The following is a 20511-nucleotide window of genomic DNA, read 5'->3' as shown; positions in this document are numbered from 1 at the left end:
TCAGTACCTCACGCTTGTTGTAAGTTTTTGGCGGCTGTTCTTACCGCATTGATGATGTTCTGATAGCCAGTACAACGACATAAATTACCAGACATACCCCAACGAATTTCTTCATCGTTAGGATCTGGGTTCTCTTGCAAGAACCGATAGGCACGCATCAGCATGCCAGGCGTACAAAAGCCGCACTGCAAACCATGCTCATCAACAAATGCTTGCTGAATAACATGAAGTCCATCAGCAGTTGCCATACCTTCCACGCTTTTAACGTCGGAACCGGCGGTTTGAACAGTCAATAGGGTGCACGATTTAACCGACTCACCGTCAATATCTACTGTGCATACGCCACAGTGTGACGTTTCACAACCAATGTGCGCGCCTGTTTGGTTTAAATTTTCTCGTAGCGTATGGATCAATAGCTCACGTGGCTCAACGAGTACGTCAACGGTTTTGCCGTTGAGTGTAAATGAAACTGCTTGCTTAGCCATGGTTACTCCTTTGCGTTTTCGATAGCTTGGATAATTGATCGGCGAGCCATAATAGCTGCCATATGAGACTTGTACTCTTCATCACCGCGCAAATCGACGGCAGGATCACATGCCGCAACAATTGCTTTTTCGACGGCCTTTAACAAAACGTCGTCAACTCGTTTACCTCGAATTAGATCTTCAGCGGCTTCCGCACGAATTGCCATAGGAGCAACATTAGTTAATCCAATCCGAATATCACGCACGACATCGCCGTTCATTTCAACCACTACGGCTGAGCCTGCGACTGCATAGTCACCGGTTTTACGTTTTAGCTTATGATAACCATGCCCAGTACCCGACGTTAATGCCGGCACTTTAATAGCAACCAAAATCTCGTACTCTTCAAGAGCAGTCCAGTAGGTTCCCAAGAAAAATCCATTTGCTGGGATCATTCGTTCGCCATCGGGGCCATGGATAACCAGTTGCGCATCTAATGCTAGCATAACGGCCGGATGGTCATTTCCGGGATCTCCGTGCGCGACATCGCCACCAATAGTGCCTTTATTTCGAACTTGAGGGTCAGCTACGAGCTTTGCAGCCTCTACTAGCAGTGGACAATACTGTTGTAAAATATCCGATCTAATCAGTTCACTTTCTGTGGTCATTGCACCGATAGTAATGGTGTCACCATCGATACTAATGCCCTTTAGGCCTTCTATACCGTTGATGTCGACTAGATAGGGTGCTTCAGAAAAACGTAACTTCATCATAGGAAGCAAGCTGTGCCCACCGGCAAGTAGCTTAGCATCCTCATTGTCCTGTAGTTTCGCGATGGCATCAGCGATGCTAGTCGCTTTGTGGTATTCAAAACACGATGGAATCATGTAGACCTCACATTGTTGAGTTGTTGTTGTTAACCAAAGGAGTCAAAACGTGAACCTTTATTTTTTATTTTTATATGCCTTCGTAGAGTAAAACACAAACTGTTAAAAAAAAACCTCAATTGTTAAAAAAAACCCTTAATTGTTAATCAATTAATTTTAACATTCTAAAAAAGGCGTCTCGTTTGAGAAAAAACGCTTCCTTTTATTTAGTAGATAGTCATTATTCATGTAGGTAAGAAGCCTAAATTATTTGTATTATTCATAAAATAAGCACTCAAAGTAATATCTAGCGAACGATTTCCCCGCTTAATTTATTATCAACAATTGTCTAAAATTTATAGCCTACAGATACGCTGTAAACCCAAGGGTCAATATCTACAGTCACATTACCCGAGGCATTATTTGCACCTAAAGTAGCATTATCTAGAGTAAAGGTAGCGTCGGTACTAATGTCAATGTAACGAACAGAGGCATTAACAAACCATTCCTTGTCAATCATGTAATCAAAACCGACTTGCGCAGAAATACCAAAGGAGGCGTCTAAATCTAAATCGCTAAAACCAAGTGTTTTATTAGCGTTAGTAAATTTTTCGTCAAAAAAGATCGTGTAATTTAGACCAACACCAACATAGGGTTGAAACACAGCGCCGCTATCGGCAAAAAAATAGTTGGCGGTAACGGTAGGAGGTAAATGCGTTACCTCAGCAAGTTGTCCTAAACCTAATGGGTTGGTGTTGACATTAACGTCGTGCGTAAAAGGCGTTGCCGCAAGCACTTCTATGTTCCATTTATCGGTAACAAAATAAGCAAAATTAAGCCCCACCTGCGTATTGTTATCAACGTTTAAAGCAAATCCCAAGTCACCACCGCCAACAAAAATATTGGAGCTCGATTCGTCTGGTGCAACCGTGGTTAAACCAATGCGAACGAGCATATCGCCTTTTTCATGAGCTATTGCGTTAGCGCTTAACAAGGCGGTAGCGCTAAAAAGGGCGGAAGCACTAAAAATCGCAGTTGCAGCGGATAGTATTGGTGTTGATTTTTTCATATGTTGTGTTCCCTAAGTGAATGGTGCCCATCATAATCAAGTTACACATCCAAAATACTAAACGTTAATATTTTGTTAATAACCGAGTTCGAGTATAAGAAAAAATTATTAATATAGTCAACGGGATAGCAGAAACAAGCTTGCAAAAAATTTCCTATTGATGCGAAATATGATGTTTAGCAGTGATTTTTGGACGGCACACAGAGAGTGAATGTCAAACACAATTAAGTTGATTTCTGGGCTTTAGGAACCGTGTAACTTGACCTTATTGGTCTATTGCGAAGGTTAGTAAAGAAGTGCCGGCGTGAACGGAGAGTACTAGACGGGTAAAGTTAATATTTATTTGTGTAAAGTTGAATGTACAATCGTGATGTTGACTAGTATCAACATCAGGACCAATAAGAGCTGTGTGGTTTTCATCAGGTTAACTATAAGGTAAGTTTTCTTACCTTATTTGCATTTTTTGCATTTTTTGCATTAGAGTAGAGTAAAGTCAAAAAGTTGAATTTGCACCGTCTCACCCGCTTGAACATGGCCTCGGTCTGTTTCTAGGACGATATAGCAATTGCTGTTTGCGAAGCTTGAAAATACACCAGAACCTTGGGCCCCTGAAGACTCTACTGCCAATTGACCAGATTGATTGATGTAACATTTTCCTCTTTGATAATCTGCCCTGCCAGGCTGCTTTTTGAGTTCCCCAACACTAACTGCAGGTAATATATGAGCGAAAGTGACTGTTTCACCCGCCATTTGTTTCAATGCGTCAGTTGCTATTTGATTAAATATGACGAAAGCTGATACTGGATTGCCAGGTAATCCAAAAAATATGCTGTTTGGCAAACGACCAAAGGCGAGCGGTTTCCCAGGTTTGATCGCAATTTTCCAAAAATCTATTTGTCCAAGTTCAGCTAATATCTCTTTAACAAAGTCAGCTTCTCCGACCGAAACGCCCCCGGACGTGATCACGCAATCGGCTTGAGCATCGGCCTGTAGAACAATTTTTCGTAATTCATCTTTGTCATCCGCCACTATCCCGAAATCGATTATTTCACAATGCATTTTTGTCAGTAGTGCAATAATAGCAGGACGATTACCGTCATATATCTTATGTGCTTGGTAATCATCGCCAGCTCGCATTAATTCGTCGCCGGTGGAAAATACCGCGACTTTAAGCTTCCTATAAACTCGGACCAAATCACAACCTAACGAAGACAATAGGCCAATATCAGACGCGGTTAACTTTTTACCGATAGTAGATACTAAGCTATTTTTCTTAATATTTTCACCCGCCAATCTAAGGTCATTTCCTTTTTTGGGGATCTTAGTAAACGAGACTTGGTCACCTTTGGCAATTGCGTTTTCTTGCATCATTATGGTATCAGAGCCATCAGGCACTGCGGCCCCCGTCATGATGCGCACGCATTCGCCCTTGCTAAGGTGTTTGAGATATGGACTGCCGGCAAAGCTTTTTCCAACCATCGTTAATGTGGATAACTCAATTAGGTCTTGCAATCTAAAAGCATATCCATCCATTGCAGAATTGTCATAACCGGGCACATCAATTGTAGAGTAAATATCTTCTGCTAATACTCTACCTAAAGCTCGTTCGAGTTGAATCTGCTCTGTTTGGGTTACACTATTTACTAATTGTGAAATTTGGGCTTTAGCAACCTCTATCGACATTAGACCTGGTTGGTCACACGAAACTGACATTAATAGCGTCCTATATTAAATAAATTTACAATTTGCTTAGTTTTTTCTGCACTTCACGAAGGCATTTGACTCTACTGTCATCACGGTGATGTCATGTTGATTTACAATCTCATAACTTACGCAAATTAAACCAACGCCTGGTTTACTCTCTGACAATCTACATTGCTTAACACATGCTCTGACACTGAGAATATATCCAGGATATACCGGTTTTAACCACTTGAGATTATCGATACCAGGTGAACCGAGTGAGCCATGTTCCTCCCCCAGATTATCAACTAACATACGCATGAACATCGCTCCAGTGTGCCATCCACTGGCACATAAACCACCGAACAGCGATTTTTTTGCCGCCTCATTGTCTAAATGAAAGAACTGGGGATCATATTTACTGGCAAAGTCTTTTATTTCAGTTTCAGTTACCTGATAAGCGCCAAACTCTGACGTTTGACCCGGTTGATAATCTTCAAAATACATATGCTGTCCTGACTTTAAATCAAGCGATTGCGTCGCTTTCTGTTATAGAAATTGTGGCGAATTGGTCTATTATTGTATTAATACTAGCTAGCGAATTTTTTGCAAACAGCACTAAGTTAACGGATTAAACGCTATCATATACGACAACATTGAACAATTGTCAGCTAAAAACGAAATACCTGTTTCACGAAACATATTTTCTTTATTGATCATTTCACTCGTTATTTGCATATCAATGTCAACTTATTGGTGCTAAATCAAGGTAAATGAAATGCGTTTAATAACTAAATCAATTTTGACACTGGGTATTAGTTTAATTGCTTTGTGCTCATGGGGTATTCAAAACAACACTATGGAAAAGCGTATAGATTTTACTAATCCTAAAGAAGCTCAAAATTGGGTTATCGTTAACGATACTGTTATGGGTGGTCGCTCAAGAGCAGGTTTAGGCATTGAAAAAGACATGCTGATTTTCTCCGGCGATTTATCATTGCAAAACAATGGTGGCTTTGCATCAACTCGCAGAATATATGAACCCTTAAATTGGAACAGTAGTGAGACCTTCGAAATAAAAATGCTCGGTGATGGACGTAGCTATCAATTTAGATTACGCACCAACCACAATGCAGACGGCGTCGCTTATGTAGCTAACTTTCCTACCGAAAAAGACCAGATTCAAAGCATACAGTTCAATATTAAAGACTTTACGCCTCAATTTAGAGGACGGCTTGTGCGCGGCGCACCAGCATTAAATTTTTCAGACATTGCACAAATGGGCTTTATGTTGGCTGACAAAAATCCAGGCAGGTTTGTGTTACAAATTTCGCATATCAGGCAGATCCCAGAGATCATTTAATATCACGCAGTAAACACGCCTTGAGTATAGAGCTAACTACTATTTTGAACGCGATAGTATAGACAGCAGAAATGATATACGCACTGCAAATTTGGGTTTATCTAAAATAAGTGAGTCGGCCGATAAGCCCGGTATGTTTTGCAAGTATGCCAAGAAGTAGCTTAACTGCAAGAATTGAATAGCAGCATTCATCGCTCTGAATCAGTTTCTCTGCTAGAGAGATTTGTTTATGGTTTGTCGGTAATGTTTAATGAAGCAGTGGCGCCAACAACAGTATAACCTTGCTCAGTTATCAGCGACACTGCTTTTTGCTTAACATCATTTAGGTAATTTTTATTTGTACGTTTAGACGTTTTGACGCTTCAATAGTTGGAATTTATCCTTTATTGAAGCGTCCTGCTAATTCAACCACAACAGTCTTTATAAGCTTATCTAAAAGTTTACCTGAATGCGGCCAAAGAAGAAACGACCGCGGGAACTGAAGGACAGATTATCAAAACCATTGAAATAATTACCTTCTAAAAATGGAGGCATTTCGTCAGTGACATTTTCAATACCTACGGTCAGCTTCATATCGGAATCAGGCAGGTAGTAACTTGCCAAAATGTCATGTTGAACATAGCTGTCAGCGTTCAGATGTTCACCATTGACTAGAAGTGACGCCTCGTTAACAACACCATCTACATAACGATATCCGTAACTTACCATCCATTGTTCAAGGGACCAAGTAGCTCGGCCAGATGAACGCCATTTTGCAAGTGTACCGATAGCTGTTGTATAAGTGCCAGTGCGTTCTTCTGGCGCAACATCAGGCGCCGGCGATTGCTTATAGCTATCGAGATATGTAATGTCCGTCCGTAGGTTTAATTTACCCCAAGACTGTTCAGGAACTGTGTACTCTAAGCCCACATCAACACCTCTTAATTCCAAAGTCAGTAAGTTTTCTCTAACAGAAATAATATCAGTAATTGAGTTATTAACTGGGCTTCGAAGGACTGCCGCAGCATAGCTTAACCCACTGGCATTTTGTTCAACGATATATTCTGGGTCAGCAACCCCAATAATATCAGATTTCTCAATTTGATAAAAATCCGTTGTAAACGTAAAGTTTGGAATAGACTCAGGCGTAAGCACAAAGCCTGCAGTTATACTTATGGCTGTTTCCGGTTTAAGGTCAGGATTCCCGCCTGTCACTATCGGCGTACTGGTGTTCACTTCAGAAATGCGATTGTTACAACCAGGAAAGTTGGCGAAATTCGCGGTTGCACAAGGGTCGTTAACAGGGCGAAAACTGCGCTGTTGTGTTGTATTCGCTTCTGTAAAGTTAGGTGCTCGAAATGCGCTGCTCCATGACCCGCGAAATAGCAAATCAGAATATGGACGCCATTTGATTTGAGCTTGCGGATTGGTCGTTGTTCCGAAGTCATTATAATCTGAATAACGAACAGCAGCATCAATATCTAGGCTGTATATCAAAGGTACACCTCTTAAAATCGGTATACCAACTTCGGCGTATATTTCACTCACTTTACGTGTCGTAGGTTCAAATGGCGGTGACGGTATGCGTTTGTCCGGTGCGTTGTCTCTGACTTCAGAGAAGTCTTCTTCACGATACTCTGAACCGACTGAAACATTCAAATCACCCGCCGGTAACGTTAACAATCTACCTGATATATTACCTACGAGGGACAGTAAGCTTGAATTAATTCTTGTAAAACGATCAGCTGTTATCGAATTGATCATTCCATCCGTGACGCTTCCTGTTGCCCCAAAAAGGTCAATTGGTAGGCATCCTGCTGTTGCACGGCAAATGTCTGAATCACCGGCAGCACGTTGAAGACGAGAACGCTCAAGGGTGCGCCCGCCATCGTTGTTGAGATCCAATGTTTGATAGTTCCCTGAAACTTCCCAATTCCAGTCGCTACCCAGTTCACCCTCTAGTCCTGCAACTATACGGTATAATCTCGAATCGACGTCTTTCTTGCGCGGCGTCCCATTTCGTTCAACTTCAAGAAGTGTGCGTGCCGATGCGAGGTCTACACCAAAAGTATTGAAGTCATTGTTCTCACTAACAATAACATTATTACTAAAAATGAAGTAATCAGGCGCAAAATATCCTAATGATTTTCGGTTATTAAATGAAGTTTCAACGAACCCTTTAATGTCATCTGTAATTTGATGATGAGCGGAAAACCACAGGTTCAATGTAGAGATTTCAGAAGCGCTTGATTCAAATTCAAAGTAATTTACGCCATCATTTCCGACTGAGATAGGTGTGCCTGTAGCTGGAAAGCTGTAGTCACGAAAGTCATCCAAAGAATCGGCTCGAGAAACACCGTCTCTGATAATCAAGGCGCGACTAGGATCAGTCGGGTCAAGTCCTAGGAATGCGGTGCTGAGAGGAGCTGAATCTCGAAAGTTTCTACCGCCAACGTTACGCCAATCAGGGTCTAAACTAACAGGGCGGTCGGCTATTCGGTTGCCATCACTCTTCCTGAAACTTGCGTTGAAGACGAAGCCGCTTCGACCATTATACTGTCCAAACGTAGCGCTAAGGTCAATCATGGGAAGATCGCCTCGGCTACTGACGCCTGTACCGGCTTTAAACATTAAACCGTCAAAGTCTCTGCGCATAATAATGTTAACGACGCCAGCCACAGCGTCAGTACCATAAATGGCGGAAGCCCCATTTTGAAGGACTTCAACACGCTTAACAGCCTCAAATGGTATGCCGTTTAGGTCGACCGTACCACCTGCATTACTAGAGAGAATACGACGCCCATTGAGCAGAACCAAAGTGTTAACTGCACTTAGACCTCGCAAGGCAACAGTAGCCGAACCATCATTTCCGCGACCGCCGGATTCGCTAGTAGATGGACTGGCAACGGGTAATTCACGGAGCAATTCGCCGATACTTTGAGCACCAGTGGCATCAATATCAGTTCGATTTAAAATTGTAACAGGTGCGGCGGAAATTAGTTCTGCCTGACGTAAACGAGAGCCGGTTACAATAATAGTTTCTGGCAAGGCTTTGACCTCTTGCGATGAGTCTTCGCCGCTCGATGCTTCTGGGACAGAGGTTTGAGCTAGTGCATTTCCAACAATAATTGGAGACGAACTTATTAGAAGTGCGAGTACTACTTTTTTCATGACATTCCTTTTAATTTAATTTAACTTACCTTCATAAATGTTATTAGCAAATTAAACTGTATTGACAATGTTAGTAAATGTCCAATTAATCTGTTTAAATTTAGTTATTTACGTTGAATTCAATTTGAGAAAGTTGAACTAAGTGCTTGTTCTAAGATCCGATCTTTAGACCAAATTTGAGCAAATCCAAAAAGGACCAGACATGAATGAGAGAGTCGAACTGTATTGCGACGTCGATGGTTTTTGCAGTGTCTTTATCCTTTCGTGTCAACAGCAGTTGCCTGCAGACAGCATGAAGCGTTGACCCAAGGATTAACGTCTAAATTAAATGGCGATAAAGACTATTTGACTATCGCGCTGGAGGCAAATTGATTCGATAAGAGTATTGCTCTGGTAATACCAAGGCAGATACCTTTTTTTGCATTAAGTCGTAATCTTCGGTAAGCATGACTTTAGGTAGTTACTTAAGTATCTCATCAGGCAGATCTTTCATAGTCAGATCACTTAATACATCCATCATGTGCATATGATTACTTACGCTTTTCTCTGATCCGCTCGGGGCTAGATCGACATTATGCAGTGTTGGTTGTTTTCTTATGCTTTCCTTAATCCATAAGATCCGATGTTTCAGACTAGGTCGATTTAAATTCTTCGCAGCCATTGCTAATGCCTTAACTGGTTAGTTAACGGCGCAGAAATTTCAATACATTGAAGAGCATACGTCAAGTTCTGAGTGTTGAGCGATATTCGGATATCAGCACTTAAAAATTTACGTGGGAAAGTTGAATCTGAAGTAGTAGTTTTGATTGCGTATAAATACGTAATTGAGTGTTTTGACAGCTTTCATTACAGCACCAATGTGTAATGTTTTTACTGGGATTTAATATGCATTTTGTCACAGATTTTGTCACAGCTGTGCCAATTTGAATTTTCTTCTAGCCAACCGCTTGATATACAAGCGGTTAGTAGAAAAAATGAGTCAGCCGGTAAGCCGGGTTCTGTCTTGGACAATCATTCCTCTAGGCCAACAATCGCTCATTGGCTCAAGCAACCTACCCGTTCCCAACGCGGGCCGCGCCATAAGGGAACCTATTTGGTCTTGCTCCGGGTGGAGTTTACCTTGCCATCCACTGTTGCCAGCGATGCGGTGCGCTCTTACCGCACCCTTTCACCCTTACCAAGTGTAAACACTTGGCGGTCTCCTCTCTGCTGCACTTGTCGTCGGCTTGCGCCGCCCAGACGTTATCTGGCACCCTGCCCTATGGAGCCCGGACTTTCCTCCCCTCTAAAACATATAAATATGAATAGAGCGGCGATTGTCTGGCCAACTCGGGCGGGAGTATAAACTAAACGTTGGCGTTGTGATATACGTTTTGCACGTCGTCACAGTCATTCAACATATCCATGAACTTTTCGTACATCGGCATATCTTCTTCGCGAATATCTTTGCTGTCTTGTGGCACCCACGTAATTTCTTCAACATCAATTTCCAAATCAGGAAATGCGTCACTCAATGCGGTTTTGCATTTAAAAAATTCAGTGTGCGGAACAAAAACAGTCACAATACCGTCTTCAACTTCAACGTCAGATACGTCAACGTCTGCTTCCATTAACGGTTCTAGTACAACTTCGTCATCGTCACCTTTAAAGCCAAATACGGCATAATGATCAAACATAAACGCTGACGAATTCTGCGCACCAATTTTACAGTTGGTTTTAGTGAAGCAATTACGTACATCAGTAATGGTTCTGTTGGCGTTGTCAGAAAGGCAATCTACGATTACCATACAACCACCAGGGCCAAACCCTTCGTAGCGCATGGGTACAAAATCTTCACCAGCACCACCAGCGGCTTTTTCAATAGCCTTTTCGATAACGTGGCTTGGCACTTGGTCTTTTTTTGCCTTTTCGATAAGTCGACGAAGTTGCAAGTTGGCATCAGGATCAGGACCGCCACTTTTAGCGACAACGTAAATTTCTTTGCCATAGCGCGAATAAACCTTGGTTTTTGCACCCGCGGTCTTGGCCATTGAGACTTTTCTTACTTCAAACTTTCTACCCATTTTTAGTTCTCTTTTTTATGGATTTTGTATATTCGCATCGCCACATCGGCGCATCATTTTGATTCAATACACAAGATTGTACTGTTTTTCGCTTGCTCTGTCAGCGTTGTATCGTTCTTTCGATTAATTGCTTTGCTACTTTATAATCAGCTCAAATTATTGTTTAAATGGCTTATGTTAAATCAGGCGATATGCTGTGAAGCCAAATATTCCCGCGATTGCATTTCTTGCAATCGACTCAAACAACGTTGAAATTCAAAATTTAAGCGACCTTCAGAATACAAGTTCTCCAAGGGCACTTGCGCCGACATAATTAACTTCACCTTACGCTCGTAGAACTCATCAACCATGGCAATAAAACGCCGAGCAATGTCGTCTGTATTACCACTCATCTGTTCAACATTGGCTATCAAAACAGAGTGATAACATCGGCTTATCTCTATGTAATCAGATTGGCTTCTGGGTCCGTCACATATAGCACGAAACGTAAACATAACCACTCCGTCCGAATTTCGCATTGCTGGAATGTGTCTACCTGCAACATTAATATTCACATCAAAACTACCTTCCTCTGGTGCAAGTTGAGTGAAGTATGTTTGTAAATTAGTAGTTGCGTCGTCATCTAAGGGGTAATGATATATTTCGGCTTTTTCAAGCGTTCTAAGGCGATAGTCCACACCACTATCAACATTGATTACCCGTGTGTTTTGATTAATTAATTCGATAGCAGGTAAAAATCGAGCGCGTTGTAGTCCGTTATGGTAAAGCTTATCAGGAATAATATTAGAGGTAGCCACCAATACAATACCATGACCAAATAGTTCTTCCATCAGCGTGCCTAGGATCATGGCATCGGTAATATCGGATACGAAAAACTCATCAAAACATATAACTTTTGCTTCGACTGATAGCTTCTTTGCAATAATTTTTAACGGATCTTCTTTACCGTTTAATAGCGTTAATTCTTCGTGCACTCGGTGCATAAAACGATGAAAGTGCACGCGCATTTTATTCTCAAACGGTAAGCATTCATAAAATGTATCAACCAAGTAGGTTTTACCGCGCCCAACGCCGCCCCAAAAATATATACCCTGTATACTGGGCTTCAACATTCCTTTACCGAAGGCTTGCTTAATTTTTACACGCCAAGAGGGTTTGCGTTTGGGGTTCGTTAGTTCGTCATATAAACGTTGCAACTCTTTGACTGCATTTTCCTGTGCCGCATCGTATTGAAAATCAATGAGCGACAAATCATCTTGATATTTTTCCCAAGGGGTCATTAAAGTTCCAAAAAATTATTTCGTATGGGTTGAAAACAAACTCAGCAGCCTACATTAAGTTTATTATAAGGAGGATACGTTGCTTTTGTTTACGTAAAAAGAGGGTGTATTGGTTTTTTTTAGCAGTATACAGCCCTGAGACTAACTTGAAAATCGCTCCGATAAGCTTATCACCATTTTTTACGAATAAGCGCTTGCATGGAATCGATGAATAGCCGATCATTTGAACTAATAAATCCTCACTTTGGAGACATCATGGAAATAGGCACATTAATTACTGGCATCGTTATCGGGTCAATCCTTGGCGCTATTATAGGTTTTATTGCCGTTAAAAATATGCGATCAAATTCAGAGAATAAAGTTAACCACACAGAAGCGGAACTTAAGGCTTTATTAGCAATACAAGCTCGACAACACTTGGACATTTCAAGACAAGCGTTAACTGACATTCAAAATAAAACAGCTGCGTTGGCAACTCACTTAAATGAATATGAAGAATCACTGGCACAAGCGACGATGACTGCGGCTGATTCTAAAGATTCGTTTTTTGGTGAACATGCTAGCGTATTTTTACGTAATAGTTTGAAGGCAAACAAAAATGACCTTGCATTAGCACAACCAGATACTCAACCACGTGACTTTGCAAACAGTGGTTCAGGGGTGTTTGTTGGTGTTGCAGCTAAGGCACCAAAAGAGAATAAATCGGAAGGCCAGTGAACTTATGTTGTTTTTCACTAGTCTTTGATAAGTATTCAAGTTTATAGATATATTTGGAGTATCAAGATTAATGAAAGTATTTCTTCGTAAAGTAGCGATCTGTCTAACTGCAGGCTCTATTATTTTTGTAACCTTGTCCAGCGCTAACGCTGCACTTCCCTTCTTCTCAACAAAAAAAGATGAAGTGCCTTCATTGGCTTCTATGATTGAGCGAACGTCGCCAGCCGTTGTTAGTATCTCAGTAGAAGGTACTCAGGTAACGCGCCAGCAAGTTCCAGAAATGTTTAAACGATTTTTTGGCGCGCCTGATGAGCAAGTTAATGAGCAACCTTTCCGCGGCATGGGCTCTGGCGTTATAATTGACGCAGAGAAAGGGTACGTGGTCACCAACAATCACGTTGTAGAAAACGCAGATGAAATCATTGTTAAATTGACTGACGGTCGTGAATTCACAGCGAAGAAAATAGGTGCTGATGAGCAAAGCGATGTCGCATTACTACAAATAACTGCCGATGATTTGTCACAAATAACCTTAGCTGATTCTGATAAATCACGGGTTGGTGATTTTGTGGTCGCTATAGGCAATCCATTTGGACTTGGTCAAACGGTTACTTCTGGTATTGTAAGTGCGTTAGCTAGGTCTGGTTTAAACATAGGTGGGTTTGAAAATTTCATACAAACTGATGCCGCGATCAATCGGGGTAATTCAGGCGGCGCATTGATTAACTTAAACGGCGAGTTAATTGGTATTAACACCGCAATATTTGGACCAAATGGTGGCAACGTTGGCATTGGTTTCGCTATACCAAGTAATATGATGAAAGGCTTAATTGATCAAATTGTTGAGTTTGGTGAAGTAAGGCGTGGTTTACTTGGTATTCAAGGCATTAACGTGGATGCTAAGCTTGCCGAGGCCATGCGCTCCCCAAGCAACAAAGGCGCTTTTATTAGAGAAGTGATCCCTGATTCAGCTGCGGCTAAAGCCGGATTGCTGTCCGGCGACATCATTATGAGCTTTGATGGCAATGAACTCAGTAGCTTTGACGAGTTACGCGCTAAAGTAGCCACTATGGGAGCAGGCGCTAAAGTAACGTTGACCATTGTACGTGAAGGCAAAAAACAAGACATAAAGGTTGTGCTGGGCGATGCAGTGATGCCTGTCGCGGCAGCGAAAGATATACACCCTGCGTTTGAAGGCAGTGAGATGGATAATGGAAAAGACAGTGAAGGTAACGATGGTGTCGTCGTTACTGAGGTGCAAGCTCGCGCGCCAGCTGCACGAATTGGTCTTAAATCGGATGACGTCATTGTTGGATTAAACAGACAACGTGTCACTAATGTTGCCGACCTTCGTCGCTTAGTCGAAGAGAGTGAAGGAAATGTAATGGCATTGAATGTAAAACGCGGTACATCTACTATCTACGTCGTTATTCGACAGTAACTGGGCAACACGGTCTATCCTTCCATGCGCCGCTTTTTGAGTGGTGCATGGAATGTTTATTTCACGATGCTGTAACACTCTGGATTAATTTGGTATTCTTATCAATTAACTACTAGCACCGAACTTATTTGATATGCGATTACTGCAACGTTTTTTTACCGCTCTTCTGAAACCAATCATACTTGGCTTAACCGTTGCAGCTATTCTACTTATATTTATTCCTGAATTTCGTCAAGGTAGTGGTCTCAATGTCCACTGGCTACAGAAAGAAGACAGCCCCCCTAAACGCCTTAGCTATTATGATGCATTGAGTAGAAGTGCACCCGCTGTTGTGTATATTTATGGGGTAAGTATTGATAATCCGAATCCCAATAGTATATTCAGGGGCAGAACGACAGAGCGCGCTAATTTGGGCTCCGGCGTTATCATGAACGAAGGTGGTTACATAATGACCTGTTACCACGTAATTAAAGACACCGATACTATATTTATTCGCTTACAAGACAGTCGCACACTTGAAGCACAAATTGTCGGTTTTGACGCAGAAACCGACTTAGCCGTCTTAAAAGTCGACGCTGACGATTTACATGTAATGCCTCAAGTCCCTAAAACAGGTCTTAGAGTCGGTGACGTGGTTATGGCTATCGGTAATCCACTCGACTTAGGTCAAACTATTACGCAAGGAATTGTGAGCCGAATTAGCCGTAACAACCTTGCCAACTATTTTGACTTTATTCAAACCGATGCTGTTTTACATCCAGGCAATTCAGGTGGAGCACTGATCGATAGCAATGGATATTTAGTTGGTATCACGAATGCAAACTTTAAAACACGAGGACCCTCTGGCAGCGGATTAACCACCGTCGATGGTATTAACTTTGCTGTTCCGTATGAGTTAGCGAAAAAAGTGATGGAAGAGATCATAGTATCGGGCACTGTTGTGCGCGGACAATTGGGGTTCACAGGAAACGCACTAATAGAGCGCAAAGGCATGATTGTGACGGCTATTACTCGTGGTGGTCCGGCTGATGATGCCGGGTTAAAATTGAATGATATTTTACTTTCTATCAATGGTTTTGAAATTGAGCAAAATGATACGGGCCAAGCTTTGAATATGGTCAGCCAGACAGTTCCTGGAACCGAAATTACCTTAAGGATTGAACGCAATGAAGAACTCATTACACTAAACGTAATTGTTGGCTCTTCAGCATCTTCTTAAATAATATCAACGTAGGAACTAAAGTTTAAACCTAAACAGGCGCGATACTGCGTTGGTGTAGTAATTAGATCGTTATTCTTTCACACGCTTGATGTTCGCGCCCAAACCACCTAACTTATGTTCAATGGCTTCGTAGCCTCTATCTAAGTGATAGATTCGATTTACAATTGTATCACCCTCAGCCACTAAACCAGCGATAACTAAGCTTGCCGAAGCTCTAAGATCAGTTGCCATCACCTGCGCACCTTTTAGTTTCGAATTGCCCTTAGACAACGCACTGTTGCCTTCTAGTTCTATTTCAGCGCCCATACGCTGTAATTCTGGTACGTGCATAAAACGATTTTCAAAAATTGTTTCTGTAATAACACCTGAACCTTGAGCAACCGCATTCAAGGTCATGAATTGAGCTTGCATGTCTGTAGGAAAACCAGGATGTGGTGCCGTTTTCAAATTGACCGCTTTGGGTAATTTTCCCTGCATATCCAATTCAATCCAGTCTTCCCCAATAGTAATTTTCGCACCCGCTTGTTCCAGCTTACTGATGACAGCGTCTAATGTGGATGGCTCCGCGTTTTCACAACGCACGCTTCCACCAGATACTGCTGCAGCGACCAGAAATGTACCGGTTTCGATGCGATCAGGGAGCACACTATAGTCACACCCTTGCAGATTTTTCACGCCAGTAATTTTGACGCTGTCAGTACCGGCACCACTGACTTTTGCACCCATGCTATTCAAACAGTTGGCTAAATCAACAATTTCAGGCTCTCTAGCCGCATTTTCGAGGATAGTATCGCCGTCAGCTAGTGTAGCCGCCATCATCAAGTTCTCGGTTGCACCAACGCTCACAATATCCATGAATATACGAGCCCCTTTCAAGCGTCCATCTACCTCTGCTCGGATATAACCTTCGTCCACTTCTATCTTGGCGCCCATTTTCTCAAGGCCAGCCAAGTGCAAGTTAACCGGACGGGCACCAATGGCACAACCGCCCGGCAATGAAACGTTTGCTTTACCATGTTTGGCAAGCAGCGGTCCTAAAACTAAGATTGAAGCACGCATCGTGCGCACTAAGTCATAAGACGCAGTGACGCTATTTAAGCTACTTGCATCAATTTCGACATGATTTTTATCGACTTGATTAATACTTGCACCAAAGTCTTTCAACAACAGCAATGTGGTGCTGATGTCTCTTAGTGCAGGCACATTCTGAAATGAACAAGTTGAATCAGCCAACAAACTCGAAATAAGTAATGGTAGTGCGGCATTTTTCGCACCTGAAATTGTAACTGAGCCAGATAATGGCGGGCTTTTAGTGATTACCAACTTGTCCACGGGTACTCTCTTTTATATATATTTTTTTATTATTATGGCTTCAATTCGTTTTAGGAATGAAACAGTTTCTCTCGTTGCCATTGGTCAACAGTAAATGTCTTGATTGTGATAGCGTGCATCGTGCCATCTGCAATTTTGGCAGATAGTGGCCCATAAATTAGCTGCTGTTTTTTTACTCTTGGCATTGCTTCGAAGCGGTTATCGACAGCAATAATCTGAAAGTGTGAACCTTCACTCTTAACTTTAACATCCACTAAAGTCAGCTCAGACTTTAATAAACTCGCAATTTCTTCATTTGTCATTCGTTTCTCTATTCTGATCTAGGCTAGAAAGCTGTCAGCATTACTTAGTTTTGCCAACTCAATTAATTTTGTAGGTGAGTCATGAATACTAACATTAACATTGTGCTGTTTTAAATCACGTTTAAGATTAATTAACCAAGCCAGACCCGCACTATCTGCTCTATCAACATCATTGAGGCAAACCATTAAGGTGGCTGCATCCTGAAGTTGCTTTTTAGCATTGGCATCGATCGAAACCCAATAGTCTTTCTTTAGCGTCAGTTGATCAAGGTCTCCTTTCACCACTAACGTTAGTACTTTGTCTCGCAGCTCAAGTTCAGCTTGCATTTATGGTACAACCTTATTTATTTAATTTTTCGTTAAGTTTAATAGGCTCAGCAATGTTTTTTCTCATTAATTCAATTACTTTATCAATGCCATCCTGACGCAAAATAGATTCAAATTCAGTGCGTTTGCTAGATAATAAACTAATGCCCTCGGCAACCATATCATATACTTGCCATTGATCAGATTGACGGTCTTTACGAACTTTAAATGCGACTTTAATATCAGGACGCTCGCCATCTTTAATAACAGCACGCACGGTTACATCTGAACGCCCATCAAACTCTAGTGCCGGAGCAAATTCAACAAGTTGGTCGTCGTAATAACCCAGTGCAACAGCATAGCTGGTAATTAAGTATTCTCTAAAAACCGACACAAATTCAAGTAATTTTTCTCTGGGTACTTTACTCGCATATTTGCCTAACACTTTGAATGCTGAAAAGCGGTAATCGATATACGGTAATAATTCTTCTTCCATAACCGTGCGTAACAGCTCAGGATTCTGATTTATTTGTTCTTTCTCACGCTTCATACGGTCAAAGGTTAATGAAGCAACTTCATTAATCATGACGTACGGATCGCTTTGTTCTGATGCATTTATCATTGTCGCAGGCACCATAAAAATCATGGCTGTTAAAATTGATAGAAACCATTTATTTAGGCTATCAAAATGCTTATTCACACTATTCTCCTTTTCTGCCGTTGCTGTCTTAATTATCATTTTGAATCTTTACCAAACAAAAATTGACCAATTAGGTCTTCTAACACTAATGCTGACTTTGTATCAACAATAAATTTTGTTTCACCTTCCTGATCACCAATATAAATGGGGTCTTCACCCGGAAATACAAACCCTGGTGTTAAACCAATATATTGTTCACCTAGCAAACCAGCTGTGAGTATTGATACAGAACTGGTCTCCGGAAATGTTCTAGCATAATTTGACGATATTTCCATTTCAACAACAGGGATAAGCTCTCTCTCATCCAAATATATACGTGATACTCTACCAACAATGACCCCCCCTACTTTTACGGATGATCTTGCTTTTAATCCACCAATATTGTCAAACTTAGCGCTAACTTTGTAAATCTCACCACTGCCGCTCATACCTTGATTAGCAACTTGCAAAGCCAGTAATAAGGTTGCTGCTATTGCTAAAGCAACAAATATACCGACCATTAATTCTGTTTTTTTGCTAGTCATTTTATTTCCTAATTAATTCCAAACATCAGTGCTGTAAGCACGAAATCTATACCTAAAATCGCCAACGAAGAGAACACAACAGTTTCCGTCGTTGCCTTACTAATACCTTCTGATGTTGGTATCGCATCGTATCCTTTGTAAAGTGCAATCCAAACCACAACTAAAGCAAATACAATACTTTTAATAACACCATTAACGACATCTTTGTCCCATTCTACCGTTGACTGCATGATCGACCAATAGCTACCTGAATCAACTCCTAACCAGTCAACACCAACCAAATGACCACCTAAAATGCCGACTGCACTAAATATCAAAGCCAACAGAGGCATTGATATTACACCAGCCCAAAATCGTGGCGCTATGATGCGTCGCAATGGGTCAACAGCCATCATTTCAAGACTACTTAACTGCTCAGTCGCTTTCATCAAACCAATTTCTGCTGTCAATGCTGACCCAGCTCGACCGGCGAACAGTAATGCGGTGACAACAGGCCCTAATTCTCTTAGTAGAGACAAAGCAACCATGGGACCTAGGCTTCCCTCCGCCCCGTAATTGACCAGAATAGTGTATCCTTGCAATGCCATGACCATGCCAATAAACAAACCTGACACAATGATAATGAGCAAACTCTGCACACCTACAATATAAATTTGCTGAATAATGAGCGGAATATTCTTTAACCTTGGAACAGCAAACAAACCTCCCCATAACATCAAAGATGCATTACCAATGGCACTTAGCCTAGATAGCGTGTTAGCGCCCAAATTAATCAACCAATTCACTATTTACCCCCCATAAAGGCGTCTTGAATAGACGATGCAGGAAAGTGAAATGGCACAGGGCCATCGGCGTTACCTTGCAAAAATTGCTGCACTAACTCAGATGAAGAGTTTCTAATTTCTTCCGGTGTACCCGCGCCAATGATCCGCTTATCCGCAAGGATATAGGCGTAGTCTGCGATAGTAAGTACTTCTTTTACATCATGAGTAACAACGATACTTGTCAAACCTAAGGCTGAGTTAAGCTGTTTAATTAACTTAAGCAGTACGCCCATTGATATCGGATCTTGCCCAGCGAAAGGCTCGTCATACATAATCATGTCAGGGTCCAGCGCAATTGCTCTTGCTAACGCAGCCCTTCTTGCCATGCCACCCGACAACTCGTTTGGCATTAAATAAGCAGCACCACGCAGACCAACCGCTTCTAGTTTCAATAACACGATTGTTTGAACCACTTCCTCGGACAGGTTTGTGTGTTCTCTTAACGGAAAAGCAACATTGTCAAATACTGAGATATTTGTAAACAGCGCCCCGCTTTGAAAAAGCATACTCATTTTGCGGCGAACATCATACAAACGCTTGCGACTCATTGTATGAATATTTTCGCCTTGAAATAACACTTCACCACTGTCCGGGTAGAGTTGACCGCCAATCAATTTTAGCAGCGTCGTTTTGCCGATGCCGCTCGGTCCCATGACCGCAGTAATGCCGCCCTTTTTGACTTGCATCGATATGCTGTCATAGATGACCCGACCGCCTCGTTGGAAGTGCATTTTGTTAATATCAACTAAAATCTCTGACATTCGATTTTTTTGATCCCTATTTGAATGATTTTCACTTTTAATAACGTATTCATACTAAATTCTATTAATACCTATTTTTTTAACTTGGTTTAGCGCGTTATTTTGTATTACCAGCTTTAAATTACCAGATTTGCATTCCCGGTTTTGGTTTACAACAATGCTGCGTTAATCAATATTTTAATCATCGCGTTTACTTAACGATAAGTTAATTTTCTCTTCCTAAAGACGGACATGTTCCTCTAAAAGTTCATTACATTACCAATATTTAATGACTGCAAGCTGAACAAGACCGGATTTTTTTTGTTTTTATTCTATTTTTTGTACTTTTATACAAATCTATATAAAACAAGCGTACCGTATCGCGGATTATAACGTATTAAATAACCTATAGTGTTACTGATTTGCACTATTGAAGGGCTAAAAAGGCATAAATCTGTAACAAAA

At 41.4% G+C, this 20511-nt stretch carries 20 protein-coding genes and 1 other RNA gene; 4 read left to right on the top strand and 17 right to left on the bottom strand.

All coding sequences use genetic code 11. The features are described from left to right. Nucleotides 1–8: 8 nt before the first annotated feature. The 5 genes from G399_RS0116490 to G399_RS0116470 form a co-directional block, all read right to left on the bottom strand. Nucleotides 9–485 carry a (2Fe-2S)-binding protein gene (locus G399_RS0116490; RefSeq protein WP_006009536.1) on the bottom strand — a complete coding sequence of 159 codons (477 nt, stop codon included), beginning with the start codon at nt 483–485 and terminating at the stop codon, nt 9–11. 2 nt (nt 486–487) lie between these two features. Then, a complete protein-coding gene (locus G399_RS0116485; RefSeq protein WP_006009535.1) occupies nt 488–1351 on the bottom strand; it encodes an FAD binding domain-containing protein in 864 nt (287 codons plus the stop codon). 328 nt (nt 1352–1679) lie between these two features. Next, nucleotides 1680–2399 carry an OmpW family outer membrane protein gene (locus G399_RS0116480; RefSeq protein WP_006009533.1) on the bottom strand — a complete coding sequence of 240 codons (720 nt, stop codon included), beginning with the start codon at nt 2397–2399 and terminating at the stop codon, nt 1680–1682. Between the two features lie 477 nt (nt 2400–2876). Then, entirely contained in the window at nt 2877–4112 is a 1236-nt protein-coding gene (moeA, locus tag G399_RS0116475; RefSeq protein WP_006009531.1) for a molybdopterin molybdotransferase MoeA, read from the bottom strand. A 36-nt stretch (nt 4113–4148) separates the two neighbouring features. After that, nucleotides 4149–4589, bottom strand: a complete 441-nt coding sequence (locus G399_RS0116470; protein WP_006009530.1) for a MaoC family dehydratase — start codon at nt 4587–4589, stop codon at nt 4149–4151. 271 nt (nt 4590–4860) lie between these two features. On the opposite strand from G399_RS0116470, the gene G399_RS0116465 reads away from it, so the two are divergent. Further along, nucleotides 4861–5445, top strand: a complete 585-nt coding sequence (locus G399_RS0116465; RefSeq protein ID WP_006009528.1) for a CIA30 family protein — start codon at nt 4861–4863, stop codon at nt 5443–5445. A 432-nt stretch (nt 5446–5877) separates the two neighbouring features. On the opposite strand, the gene G399_RS0116455 is transcribed toward G399_RS0116465, so the two are convergent. From G399_RS0116455 to zapE, 5 genes are all read right to left on the bottom strand, one after another. Further along, nucleotides 5878–8595 (bottom strand): TonB-dependent receptor plug domain-containing protein, encoded by a 2718-nt coding sequence (locus G399_RS0116455; protein ID WP_006009526.1) that lies wholly within the window; start codon nt 8593–8595, stop codon nt 5878–5880. 460 nt (nt 8596–9055) lie between these two features. Next, nucleotides 9056–9256 carry a hypothetical protein gene (locus tag G399_RS0116450; protein ID WP_026843817.1) on the bottom strand — a complete coding sequence of 67 codons (201 nt, stop codon included), beginning with the start codon at nt 9254–9256 and terminating at the stop codon, nt 9056–9058. A gap of 310 nt (nt 9257–9566) precedes the next feature. Continuing rightward, an RNA gene (gene rnpB / locus G399_RS21385) (RNase P RNA component class A) lies at nt 9567–9927 on the bottom strand. A 14-nt stretch (nt 9928–9941) separates the two neighbouring features. Next, nucleotides 9942–10658, bottom strand: a complete 717-nt coding sequence (locus G399_RS0116445) for a YebC/PmpR family DNA-binding transcriptional regulator (RefSeq protein ID WP_006009524.1) — start codon at nt 10656–10658, stop codon at nt 9942–9944. Nucleotides 10659–10840: 182 nt separating this feature from the next. Continuing rightward, nucleotides 10841–11938: a cell division protein ZapE gene (gene zapE / locus G399_RS0116440; RefSeq protein WP_006009523.1), complete on the bottom strand. Its 1098-nt coding sequence runs from the start codon at nt 11936–11938 to the stop codon at nt 10841–10843. Nucleotides 11939–12145: 207 nt separating this feature from the next. On the opposite strand from zapE, the gene G399_RS0116435 reads away from it, so the two are divergent. From G399_RS0116435 to G399_RS0116425, 3 genes are all read left to right on the top strand, one after another. Beyond that, nucleotides 12146–12655 (top strand): Z-ring associated ZapG family protein, encoded by a 510-nt coding sequence (locus tag G399_RS0116435; protein ID WP_226988920.1) that lies wholly within the window; start codon nt 12146–12148, stop codon nt 12653–12655. Between the two features lie 70 nt (nt 12656–12725). Next, nucleotides 12726–14096, top strand: coding sequence for a DegQ family serine endoprotease (locus tag G399_RS0116430; RefSeq protein WP_006009520.1), 1371 nt, complete (start codon nt 12726–12728; stop codon nt 14094–14096). A 133-nt stretch (nt 14097–14229) separates the two neighbouring features. After that, nucleotides 14230–15315, top strand: coding sequence for a trypsin-like peptidase domain-containing protein (locus G399_RS0116425; RefSeq protein ID WP_006009518.1), 1086 nt, complete (start codon nt 14230–14232; stop codon nt 15313–15315). A gap of 72 nt (nt 15316–15387) precedes the next feature. On the opposite strand, the gene murA is transcribed toward G399_RS0116425, so the two are convergent. From murA to G399_RS0116390, 7 genes are all read right to left on the bottom strand, one after another. Then, nucleotides 15388–16650: a UDP-N-acetylglucosamine 1-carboxyvinyltransferase gene (gene murA, locus G399_RS0116420; RefSeq protein WP_006009516.1), complete on the bottom strand. Its 1263-nt coding sequence runs from the start codon at nt 16648–16650 to the stop codon at nt 15388–15390. 50 nt (nt 16651–16700) lie between these two features. Continuing rightward, nucleotides 16701–16952 carry a BolA family protein gene (locus G399_RS0116415; RefSeq protein WP_006009515.1) on the bottom strand — a complete coding sequence of 84 codons (252 nt, stop codon included), beginning with the start codon at nt 16950–16952 and terminating at the stop codon, nt 16701–16703. Nucleotides 16953–16970: 18 nt separating this feature from the next. Beyond that, the gene (locus tag G399_RS0116410) at nt 16971–17279 is read right to left on the bottom strand and encodes an STAS domain-containing protein (protein WP_006009514.1); all 309 of its coding nucleotides are present in this window, start codon (nt 17277–17279) and stop codon (nt 16971–16973) included. 13 nt (nt 17280–17292) lie between these two features. Next, nucleotides 17293–17904 (bottom strand): MlaC/ttg2D family ABC transporter substrate-binding protein, encoded by a 612-nt coding sequence (locus G399_RS0116405; RefSeq protein WP_085949240.1) that lies wholly within the window; start codon nt 17902–17904, stop codon nt 17293–17295. An 89-nt stretch (nt 17905–17993) separates the two neighbouring features. Then, nucleotides 17994–18482 carry an outer membrane lipid asymmetry maintenance protein MlaD gene (mlaD, locus tag G399_RS0116400; protein ID WP_006009512.1) on the bottom strand — a complete coding sequence of 163 codons (489 nt, stop codon included), beginning with the start codon at nt 18480–18482 and terminating at the stop codon, nt 17994–17996. Between the two features lie 8 nt (nt 18483–18490). Next, nucleotides 18491–19267, bottom strand: coding sequence for a lipid asymmetry maintenance ABC transporter permease subunit MlaE (gene mlaE / locus G399_RS0116395; protein WP_006009511.1), 777 nt, complete (start codon nt 19265–19267; stop codon nt 18491–18493). After that, nucleotides 19267–20067, bottom strand: coding sequence for an ATP-binding cassette domain-containing protein (locus tag G399_RS0116390; RefSeq protein WP_006009509.1), 801 nt, complete (start codon nt 20065–20067; stop codon nt 19267–19269). Before G399_RS0116390 ends, mlaE begins: the two co-directional genes overlap by 1 nt. Between the last annotated feature and the right edge of the window lie 444 nt (nt 20068–20511).

It is taken from the genome of Brumicola pallidula DSM 14239 = ACAM 615 (genome assembly GCF_000428905.1).
GTDB lineage: Bacteria > Pseudomonadota > Gammaproteobacteria > Enterobacterales > Alteromonadaceae > Glaciecola > Glaciecola pallidula.
The sequence above is the reverse complement of the archived record's forward strand: the minus strand, read 5'-3'. Positions and strand labels throughout refer to the sequence as shown.

Bases quoted from the DNA above. Each gene is read 5' to 3' on its own strand.
- G399_RS0116430 (WP_006009520.1), top strand. From the start codon at position 12,726: ATGAAAGTATTTCTTCGTAAAGTAGCGATCTGTCTAACTGCAGGCTCT.
- G399_RS0116390 (WP_006009509.1), bottom strand. From the start codon at position 20,067: ATGTCAGAGATTTTAGTTGATATTAACAAAATGCACTTCCAACGAGGC.
- moeA (WP_006009531.1), bottom strand. From the start codon at position 4,112: ATGTCAGTTTCGTGTGACCAACCAGGTCTAATGTCGATAGAGGTTGCT.
- G399_RS0116405 (WP_085949240.1), bottom strand. From the start codon at position 17,904: ATGATTTTTATGGTGCCTGCGACAATGATAAATGCATCAGAACAAAGC.
- mlaD (WP_006009512.1), bottom strand. From the start codon at position 18,482: ATGACTAGCAAAAAAACAGAATTAATGGTCGGTATATTTGTTGCTTTA.
- zapE (WP_006009523.1), bottom strand. From the start codon at position 11,938: ATGACCCCTTGGGAAAAATATCAAGATGATTTGTCGCTCATTGATTTT.
- G399_RS0116470 (WP_006009530.1), bottom strand. From the start codon at position 4,589: ATGTATTTTGAAGATTATCAACCGGGTCAAACGTCAGAGTTTGGCGCT.
- G399_RS0116455 (WP_006009526.1), bottom strand. From the start codon at position 8,595: ATGAAAAAAGTAGTACTCGCACTTCTAATAAGTTCGTCTCCAATTATT.
- G399_RS0116465 (WP_006009528.1), top strand. From the start codon at position 4,861: ATGCGTTTAATAACTAAATCAATTTTGACACTGGGTATTAGTTTAATT.
- G399_RS0116480 (WP_006009533.1), bottom strand. From the start codon at position 2,399: ATGAAAAAATCAACACCAATACTATCCGCTGCAACTGCGATTTTTAGT.
- G399_RS0116415 (WP_006009515.1), bottom strand. From the start codon at position 16,952: ATGACAAATGAAGAAATTGCGAGTTTATTAAAGTCTGAGCTGACTTTA.
- G399_RS0116445 (WP_006009524.1), bottom strand. From the start codon at position 10,658: ATGGGTAGAAAGTTTGAAGTAAGAAAAGTCTCAATGGCCAAGACCGCG.
- G399_RS0116425 (WP_006009518.1), top strand. From the start codon at position 14,230: ATGCGATTACTGCAACGTTTTTTTACCGCTCTTCTGAAACCAATCATA.
- G399_RS0116410 (WP_006009514.1), bottom strand. From the start codon at position 17,279: ATGCAAGCTGAACTTGAGCTGCGAGACAAAGTACTAACGTTAGTGGTG.
- G399_RS0116485 (WP_006009535.1), bottom strand. From the start codon at position 1,351: ATGATTCCATCGTGTTTTGAATACCACAAAGCGACTAGCATCGCTGAT.
- G399_RS0116435 (WP_226988920.1), top strand. From the start codon at position 12,146: ATGAATAGCCGATCATTTGAACTAATAAATCCTCACTTTGGAGACATC.
- G399_RS0116490 (WP_006009536.1), bottom strand. From the start codon at position 485: ATGGCTAAGCAAGCAGTTTCATTTACACTCAACGGCAAAACCGTTGAC.
- G399_RS0116450 (WP_026843817.1), bottom strand. From the start codon at position 9,256: ATGGCTGCGAAGAATTTAAATCGACCTAGTCTGAAACATCGGATCTTA.